This is a genomic window from Pseudomonas sp. Sample_24 (genome assembly GCF_004307605.1).
GTDB lineage: Bacteria > Pseudomonadota > Gammaproteobacteria > Pseudomonadales > Pseudomonadaceae > Aquipseudomonas.
Genome location: NZ_RCNW01000097.1, coordinates 22,958 through 31,556, shown reverse-complemented (window position 1 = coordinate 31,556; position 8,599 = coordinate 22,958). Strand labels below are relative to the sequence as shown.

Genomic DNA, 8,599 nt, shown 5'->3' with positions numbered 1-8,599 from the left:
CCAACGCATGGCAGGATCAAAACCTGCTGCCTTACCGCTTGGCGACGCCCCTGTAGCTGTTGCTGCGAGTGCCTGGCACTCGTTTTTGACTTCGCAGCTTGCAAGCCCTGGGAGAGCCCCTGCGAAAGTGCGCGAAATTTAACAACTTTCGTTACGTCTGGGAAGCCCTTCTTAAACATTTATTTGATTTAAAACAGCCAGTTACTGGCGTATCAAGTGGCGCGAACAGCCTTGCGACGAGGCGATACGTGGTTCCTGGCCGATATCTGGGGTGAAACAAGAAGGCGACAGATCCGACAATGCGCTCCCTGGGTGTTCTCATAAACTGAACATAAGCTTCTCAATTATTCATTTTTTCAAACAACCACCAACGTTTACCTTGGCGCCAGGTTTGAAAGGCACAGCAGCCTGAATCGCCCCTTTTTCGTTTGACTCGAGGTAGCTCCCATGTCTGAACAATCCCTGGCAGTGCACGCCCCTTTCGATGGCGCTATCGTCGGTCACGTGGTGGTCTCCACCGAGGCCGATGTCGAGCGTGCACTGAGTGTTGCCCATGGCATTTTCCGCGACCGCAGCCAGTGGTTGTCCAAGCCTCGGCGGATTGAAATCCTGCAGCGCGCCGCCCAATTGATCGGTGCGCGCAAGGTGGCGATTGCCACCCAGGCGGCCAGCGAAGGCGGCAAGCCGTTGAAGGACTCGATCACCGAAGTCGAGCGTGGCATCGACGGCATCCTCAATTGCATCGAGGTGCTGCGCACCGAAGGCGGTCATGTGATCCCGATGGGGCTGAACGCCACCTCGGCCAACCGGGTGGCCTTCACCCAGTACGAACCGATCGGCGTGGTTGCGGCCGTCTCGGCATTCAACCATCCGTTCAACCTGATCGTGCATCAAGTGGTCCCGGCCATTGCCGTCAGTGCGCCCGTGGTCGTCAAGCCCGCGGCCAACACGCCGCTGAGCTGCCGGACATTGCTCGATATCCTGGCCGAAGCCGGCCTCCCCGAAGGTTGGGCGCAGATGGTGCTGCCGACTGACAACGCGATCACCGGCAAACTGGTGGCTGACCCACGGGTGGGTTTCTTCAGCTTCATCGGCTCGGCAGCGGTGGGCTGGATGTTGCGTTCGACCCTCGCCCCGGGAACTCGCTGCGCGCTGGAGCACGGCGGCGTGGCGCCAGTGATTCTCGCGGCGGATGCCGACCTCGACGATGCCCTGCCGCGCATTGCCCGTGGCGGCTTCTGGCACGCGGGACAGGCTTGCGTGAGCGTGCAGCGGATTTTCTGCCATCGCAGCATCGCCGAACAGGTTGCCGTGCGACTGGGCCAATCGGGCGATGCGATGGTCGTGGGAGATCCGACCGATATCACCACCGATGTCGGCCCGCTGATCGCCGAGCGTGAAGTGAACCGTGTCAGCCAATGGGTGAACGACGCCGTTGCCGGTGGCGCCCGTTTGATCTCAGGTGGCCGCGCACTCGGCAACAACTGCTACGCGCCCACTGTCTTGCTCAATCCGTCCATCAATTCGAACGTGATGCAGAAAGAAGTCTTCGGCCCGGTGGTGGCGGTGTACGCCTACGACGACCTGGCCGATGCGATCCAGCTGGCCAACGCCCTGCCCTATGCCTTCCAGGCGGCGGTATTCACCCGCGATCTGGACACCGCCATGCAGTGCTATCAGGACCTCGACGCCACGGCGGTGATGGTCAACGAAAACACCCTGTTCCGCGTCGACTGGATGCCGTTCGCCGGCGCGCGCCTGTCCGGCCATGGCGTGGGCGGTATTCCTCACACCATGAAAGAGATGCAGGTCGAGAAGATGATGGTCTGGCGGTCCCGGGCGGTGCGTGGATAAACGGCTTGATCGGCTTCGATCTCGTGCGCTAGCTTCTATTGCAAATACAGGAGCTGACCCATGCGCATCGCCTTGCTGTCCGACATCCACCTGTCCGTCAACGCGATACCGTTTCCCGACGTGCAGGCCGATGTCGTCGTGCTCGCCGGGGACATCTCGCGGCCCGCTGCTGCCATAGAGTGGGCCAGGGCATGTCCTGTTCCGATTGTGTACGTGGCCGGCAATCACGAATTTTACGGCAGTGACCTGATCTCGACCCATGAACAGTTGCGCACGTTGACGCAAGGCACACAGATCCACGTGCTGGAGCGCTCGGAATACATCCACCAAGGTGTGCGATTCCTGGGATGTACGTTGTGGTCCGACTATCGGCTTTACGATGACGCGCAAGAACGGGCGCATGGCATTGATCTGGCGACAGCGTTGGTGCGGGACTTCAGCCGCATCAGAATCGCGCCCGATTTCGCAGACCTGTTCAGCCCGGCGGTGTCGCAGTTGATTTTTCTGCAGACCGTTGCCTGGCTGGATGACTGTTTCACCCGCGACAGCACCACGCCCACGGTGGTGATTTCTCACTTCGCCCCGACACGGTCGAGCATCAGCCCGATGTTTGCCGAGTCGCCGATCAATTCGAGTTTTGTCTCCGACCTTGAGCAGCGGATCAAGGCGTGGCAACCGGCCCTTTGGCTGCATGGACATACTCATGGCAGCTTTGATTATCGGGTGGGCGATACCCGCGTTGTGTGCAATGCCCGGGGCTATGCGAAAGAAGGGGTCAATGAGAACCCAGAATTTGATCAAGCGTTGGTCATCGAGCTGCCAGCCTGAATCACTTGCAACACGCCCTCGCCCGGCCGCTTTTCATACCAAAGCGTTAGTTTCAAACACCCATGTCTGGTGGTCAGTAACCTGCTTGGCCGATAAATTTTCCACAGCCGTGGAAACGTACTCGGGCCTTGCAGGTGCCCCCTCCTCCAGAACCTACATGAGTAATGACGATGACTGACGAGACAAGCGGAACCACACGTCGTGGCTTGATCACCACCGGCGCCATGGCTGCGGCCCTGGCGGTGACCCTGCCTGCGCTGGCAGCGCAGCAGACACAGGGATCGGCAACCGCCGCTGCGCTGGGCAAAAGCGACGGCCATGCCAGTGGCTCGGGGATGCTCACCGTCAAGGACGGTACGCAGATTTTCTACAAGGACTGGGGCAGCGGCCAACCGATCGTGTTCCACCACGGCTGGCCACTGTCCAGCGACGACTGGGATGCGCAAATGCTGTTTTTCCTCAGCAAGGGCTTCCGTGTCATCGCCCACGATCGCCGTGGTCACGGTCGGTCCTCTCAGACCGCTGTCGGCAACGAAATGGACACCTACGCCGCCGACGTCGCTGAACTGATGGCGCACCTGAACATCAGGAATGCCGTGCACATCGGTCACTCCACCGGAGGCGGTGAAGTGGCCCGTTACGTGGCGCGCCATGGCCGTGGTCGCGTGGCCAAAGCGGTATTGATCGGCGCGGTACCACCGATCATGCTGCGCACTGCGAAAAATCCGGGCGGCATTCCGATGGACGTCTTCGATGGCTTGCGCAAGGCCGTGGCGGACAATCGCACACAGTTCTATCGCGATTTTCCGAGCGGGCCGTTCTATGGGTTCAATCGCCCCGGCGCAAAACTGTCCGAAGCGATCGTCGACAACTGGTGGCGCCAGGGTATGAACGGCGGGGTCAAGGCGCAGTACGATTGCATCAAGGCCTTTTCGGAAACCGACTTCACCGACGACCTGAAAAACATCGAGGTACCGACCCTGGTGTTGCACGGTGAAGACGACCAGATCGTACCGATTGCCGACTCGGCGCACCTGTCGATCAAACTGCTGCGCCACGGCACGCTGAAAACCTACCCCGGCCTGCCCCATGGCATGTGCACGACCCATGGCGACGTGATCAACGCCGACCTTCTGGCGTTCATCAAGGCTTGACGCCCTTGGGCGGCGAGCGCATCGCAGGAGCCGGATCATGCTGAACGTCATGTCCGGCTCCCCCCGCGCCAAGGCAAAATGCCTGGCGCTTTGGGCAACTACCTTCGCGATATTCATCGTCGATACCCTCACGGAACTGGATATCGCAGTGGCAGTGCTTTATGTCCTGGTCATCATGATGGCCATGGGCACATGCTCGATCCGCGGGCTGCGTCGGGTTGCACTGATCTGTGCGCTGCTGACGGCTGCCGCGTTCTTTTTTTCTCACCTCGATCATCCGTTCAGTGCCGCCCTGGCCCGTTGCCTTGTCAGTCTGACGGCCATTGGTATTGCCACCTGGCTGGCATTGAAAAATCGTCGCACCCGCGATGAACTTCAGGAGCAATTCAGTTTGCTGGCCCATACCCATGATGTCGAAGCGCGGCTGCATCGCGCGCAAATCGAACTCGCCCATATATGCCGAATCACCACGATGGGCGAGCTGTCAGCGTCGATTGCCCACGAAGTGAATCAGCCCCTGGCCGCGATAGCTTCCAGTGCCGAAGCGGCCCAGCGCTGGCTCGACCGCCCGAGTCCCGATCTCAAGGAAGCCGGCGCCGCCATCGCCAGGGCGGCCAGTAATGCGCGTCGAGCAGCCGAGGTCATCAAGCGTATTCGTGATCTGACTCGCAAAAGCGATTCGCTCTACGAAGAACTCGATCTGCAATCGGTAGTAACCGATTCGCTGGCCCTGCTTGACCGGGAAATCCAGAGCCATAAGGTGCGAGTGGCTTGCTCGTTTGCATCCCCGTCGCTTTGGGTGTCGGGCGATCGAATCCAGCTGCAGCAGGTGGTGATCAACCTGATCATGAACAGTCTGCAGGCCATGAACGGCCACAAGAGTTCACCCCGAGAGCTGCAAGTTCGAATTTATCGGCAAGAGAGTCATGCAGTGGTGGAGGTGCAGGATAACGGCCCGGGAATTGATCAACATCATCTCGCGCTGCTGTTCGATGCGTTTTTCACCACCAAGGAAAATGGCATGGGGATCGGCCTGTCCATCTGCCGCTCTATCATCGAGTTGCACGGTGGACGCATCCGGGCAGACAGTCAGCCCAACCTGGGCGCGACCTTCTCGTTCTCCCTGCCGGTTTCCCCAGCCAACGGCCAACCATCGAATTAACACCGAGCTGATCTTCCATGAATCTGCCAACCGTGCTGTCCGGCGCGCAGCACTTCGACCTTTGGTTGGGAACGATCACGCTAAAGCCCTACGGTTCTATACCTGCGTATGGTATCGAGCGCGGTGCGTCGAGATGCACACTCTTTCTCCAGGCGATCCGTCGCTTTAGCAGCGAACAATCGGCATTGGCCAACGATTTTTTTTGACCCAGGCAATCGGAGAATGAGCATGACAACGCATCTGGATTACCCATCCCAAAAGGCTGGCGCACATCAGACAGGCAATGGTCAGCAGCAGCCAGGCTTGCTTGACACCGAACTGGTTCCTTCGCGCTATGCCGTGCGGGTCGGCGAGATTGACGTGCTGGTGATCAGCGATGGTGTCCTGCCACTGCCGACCTCGACGATGTCTACCAATGCCGACCCCGCCGCCCGCGCCGCCTGGTTCAAGGACATGTTCCTCGGGCCGGACGCGTTCGACTGGGCGCTGAACGTGCTGGTGATCCGCAGCGGCGACCAGACCATACTCGTCGACGCAGGCCTCGGCGGGCAGTTCCCAGGGTTTCCAAGGGCCGGGCAATTTCCCAAGCGCCTGCAGGCCGCCGGCATCGATCTTGGATCCGTGACCGATGTGGTGATTACCCACATGCACATGGACCACATCGGCGGCCTGCTCGTCGACGACGTGAAGAACAAGTTGCGGCCAGACGTGCGCATCCACGTGTCGGCGACTGAAGTCGCTTTCTGGGAGACACCTGATTTCACCCACACCGACATGCCGGCGCCGGTGCCGGACGTGCTGCGCGCCACCGCCAACCAATTCATCAACGATTACCGCAGCAACGTGCGAACTTTCGAAGACCAATACGAGGTGGCCCCGGGCGTCGTCGCCAAAGTCACCGGTGGCCACACCCCGGGGCACTGCGTGGTCTACGTGAACTCCGGTGGCGAACGCTTGACCTTCGCCGGCGACGCCCTGTTTCCGGTGGCCTTCGAGCACCCCGACTGGCACAACGGCTTTGAACATGACCCCGAGGAATCGGTTCGCGTTCGGGTTCGACTGATGCAGGAAGCGGCGGCGAGCGGTGAACTGTTTGTCGCCACGCACCTGCCGTTTCCTTCCGTTGGCCGCGTAGCCATCGACGGCAAAGCGTTTCGCTGGGTAGCGGCGTTCTGGGATTACTGACCGTTTGCTGGTGCATCCGGCCTCTACAATCAAATAGAGGCCGGACGGTAAGCCTGATCCCGTCTAAGCTGAACGATACACATCTGAGCCTCTTCACAGGGGAAGCGCGATGACGGGTAAACACACGCACCACTGCTCGTCATGGCTGCTGCCTTGCCTGCTCGCCATCAACCTGGCGCTCACCGCCGGATGTTCGAGCAAAACCGCCACGGCTCGCTATTCGTCCGCAACCATCGGTTCGGCCTGCTATGCCAAAGCCCTTCCCACTGTCGGCGAGGGTGGCCTGGCCTGGGGCGATACCTTGAACATGGCTCGCCAGAAATCGATGAGCAATTGCGCACGCTATGCGGGACGATCCGGTGGTACGCCAAGTACCTGCCAAGTGGTGCTGGCGGAATGCAAGCATTGATAAATCGGATGTTTCGTTTCTGCGCCGCTTTTGCATTTCTGTGCGACACATCCCACTTAGGGGGCTCCCGTTTCACACGCTCGCGGTGTTAGTTTGGGAACGTTTCTGATTAAACGATCAGATATTTCCCACACACTGCCTGCAAAGGAATGCCCCCAGCAATGGACTTTTCACTCAAGCACCTGGCCGCGACCACACTGATGATCGCCAGCCTGTCGACGTTCACCTCCGCTGCCCACGCCAACATCACACCGCAACAGAGTGCGATCATTCTCAAGGCTTTCAATGATGCCTCGGTCAAGGATTTCCGGCAGTTCCTTGGCAGCCTGGCCAAGAGCGATATCGCCAAGGCCGACAATCTCGGACCTGCTATCAGCGCCTTCCTGAACAACAAGGCACTGACGGCCGATCAACAGAACGAAATCCATCGTTTGCTTGGCCTTTATGCGCGGGTGAAATACGGCAGCGCGGCGACCGAAACCTTGAAGGAACTGGTGGCCATCCCGACCGTACGCGTCGACGGTGTGGAACAACATGACAACCCTGAATTCATCAAGATCGCCGATAAGATCAAAAGCCTTGCCAAGGCGTTCAACCTGAACTTTCGCAACATCGACAACCGCGTTTATGAAATCTCCCTGGAAGGCAATGGCGATGAAGTCGTGGGCATTCATGCCCATGCCGACGTGGTGCCGGTGACCCCGGAGAACTGGGTCTTGCAGGATGGCACCCGCCTCGACCCGTTCAAGGTCACGCTGATCGGCGACCGCATGTATGGCCGTGGCACCGAAGATGACAAGAACGGCATCGTAGTGGCGATGTACGCGATGAAAATCATCAAGGAAGAGAACCTGCCGCTGGCCAGAAACTTCAAGCTGCTGGTCGACACCACCGAAGAAACCACGGGCGATGCCATCCCCTACTATTTCGAACGCTACCCGACGCCCAACTACAACCTGGCGCTGGATGGCGGCTATCCGGTAGTGATCGCCGAAAAAGGCTACGGCACGGTCATGGCCAGCTTCGCCAAGCGTGCCGGCCAAGGCAAAGGTGCCGAAATCACCGCCATGACCGGCGGCCTGGCCACTAACCAGATTCCGTCGACATCGGTCGCCACGCTGGTGACAGGCCAGCCCGCTGAGCTGGCCGCCAGCCTGCAAAAGGCCGGCACCGAATATGCCCAGCGCAATGGTGGCAACTTCGACATCGCCGCCAAGGTCGTCGGCAAGGACGTCAAGCTGACGGTTACGGGTGTGTCGGCACACTCCTCCGAACCCGAGTCCGGGGTCAATCCAGTGGCGAGGATGCTCGATTTCATCAACGGCCTCGACGGCAAGGTTGCGCTCAAGCACAACCACATCACTGACGCCGCTCGCTACGCGGCCGACAACTGGGGCCTGGATTACCTGGGTGGCAAATTGGCGGTCGGGTTTTCCGATGAGTTCATGGGGCCGCTGACCACTTCCCTGACCTATGTCGGTGAGGATGAAAAAGCGTTCAAACTCGCGGTCAACCTGCGCGTGCCGAAAGGCAAATCCCCGCAAGTGCTTAAATCGGAAATCGCCGGGAAGCTCGACACCTGGAGCAAGAAAAGCAACATCGCTGTGGCCTTCGACTATTCGATCGCCGAACCGATGTACCGCAACCCTGAAGGGGAATGGGTCAAGGCCCTGCTCGCCGTGGCCAGTGAAAACCTTGGCATGGAACACAAGTTCGGTACCTCCGCTGGCGCCACCTCGGTGCACGAACTGCCCAACGGTGTGCAATTCGGCCTGGCAATGCCAGACGTCAAATACACCGGCCACAACGATAACGAATTCAAGACTACCGAGCAGTTTTTGCTCGACTTGCAGATCGTCACCGAAATGATGGGCCGTATCGGTCAGTTGCCGAAACTCTGATGCACCTTCGGACCCGCCGTTCTGGCGGGTCCATTTTGCGCACCACCGCGCAAGATCTCAGAATATTGTTGCGCAAGGCATGGCAAATTCCGGCTGACTGCTACGA

General features: G+C 59.5%; 8 protein-coding genes. All 8 read left to right on the top strand.

What is annotated here, in order from left to right; translation table 11 throughout:
* Positions 1-447 precede the first annotated feature (447 nt).
* The 8 genes from D8V06_RS04530 (at position 448) to D8V06_RS04495 (ending at position 8,493) form a co-directional block, all read left to right on the top strand.
* The gene (locus D8V06_RS04530; protein ID WP_130906719.1) at positions 448-1,854 is read left to right on the top strand and encodes an aldehyde dehydrogenase family protein; all 1,407 of its coding nucleotides are present in this window, start codon (positions 448-450) and stop codon (positions 1,852-1,854) included.
* A gap of 60 nt (positions 1,855-1,914) precedes the next feature.
* Positions 1,915-2,682, top strand: a complete 768-nt coding sequence (locus D8V06_RS04525) for a metallophosphoesterase (RefSeq protein ID WP_130930515.1) — start codon at positions 1,915-1,917, stop codon at positions 2,680-2,682.
* A 335-nt stretch (positions 2,683-3,017) separates the two neighbouring features.
* On the top strand, positions 3,018-3,836 hold the full coding sequence (locus tag D8V06_RS04520) for an alpha/beta hydrolase (RefSeq protein WP_130906791.1): 819 nt from the start codon (positions 3,018-3,020) through the stop codon (positions 3,834-3,836).
* Between the two features lie 37 nt (positions 3,837-3,873).
* On the top strand, positions 3,874-4,998 hold the full coding sequence (locus D8V06_RS04515) for an ATP-binding protein (RefSeq protein WP_241667772.1): 1,125 nt from the start codon (positions 3,874-3,876) through the stop codon (positions 4,996-4,998).
* 17 nt (positions 4,999-5,015) lie between these two features.
* A complete protein-coding gene (locus tag D8V06_RS04510) occupies positions 5,016-5,204 on the top strand; it encodes a hypothetical protein (protein ID WP_130906200.1) in 189 nt (62 codons plus the stop codon).
* Positions 5,205-5,226: 22 nt separating this feature from the next.
* Positions 5,227-6,183 (top strand): MBL fold metallo-hydrolase, encoded by a 957-nt coding sequence (locus tag D8V06_RS04505; protein WP_056856902.1) that lies wholly within the window; start codon positions 5,227-5,229, stop codon positions 6,181-6,183.
* Between the two features lie 109 nt (positions 6,184-6,292).
* Complete coding sequence (locus D8V06_RS04500) at positions 6,293-6,592, top strand: hypothetical protein (protein ID WP_056856594.1); 300 nt, start codon at positions 6,293-6,295, stop codon at positions 6,590-6,592.
* Between the two features lie 161 nt (positions 6,593-6,753).
* Positions 6,754-8,493, top strand: a complete 1,740-nt coding sequence (locus D8V06_RS04495; RefSeq protein WP_130906717.1) for a dipeptidase — start codon at positions 6,754-6,756, stop codon at positions 8,491-8,493.
* Positions 8,494-8,599 lie beyond the last annotated feature (106 nt).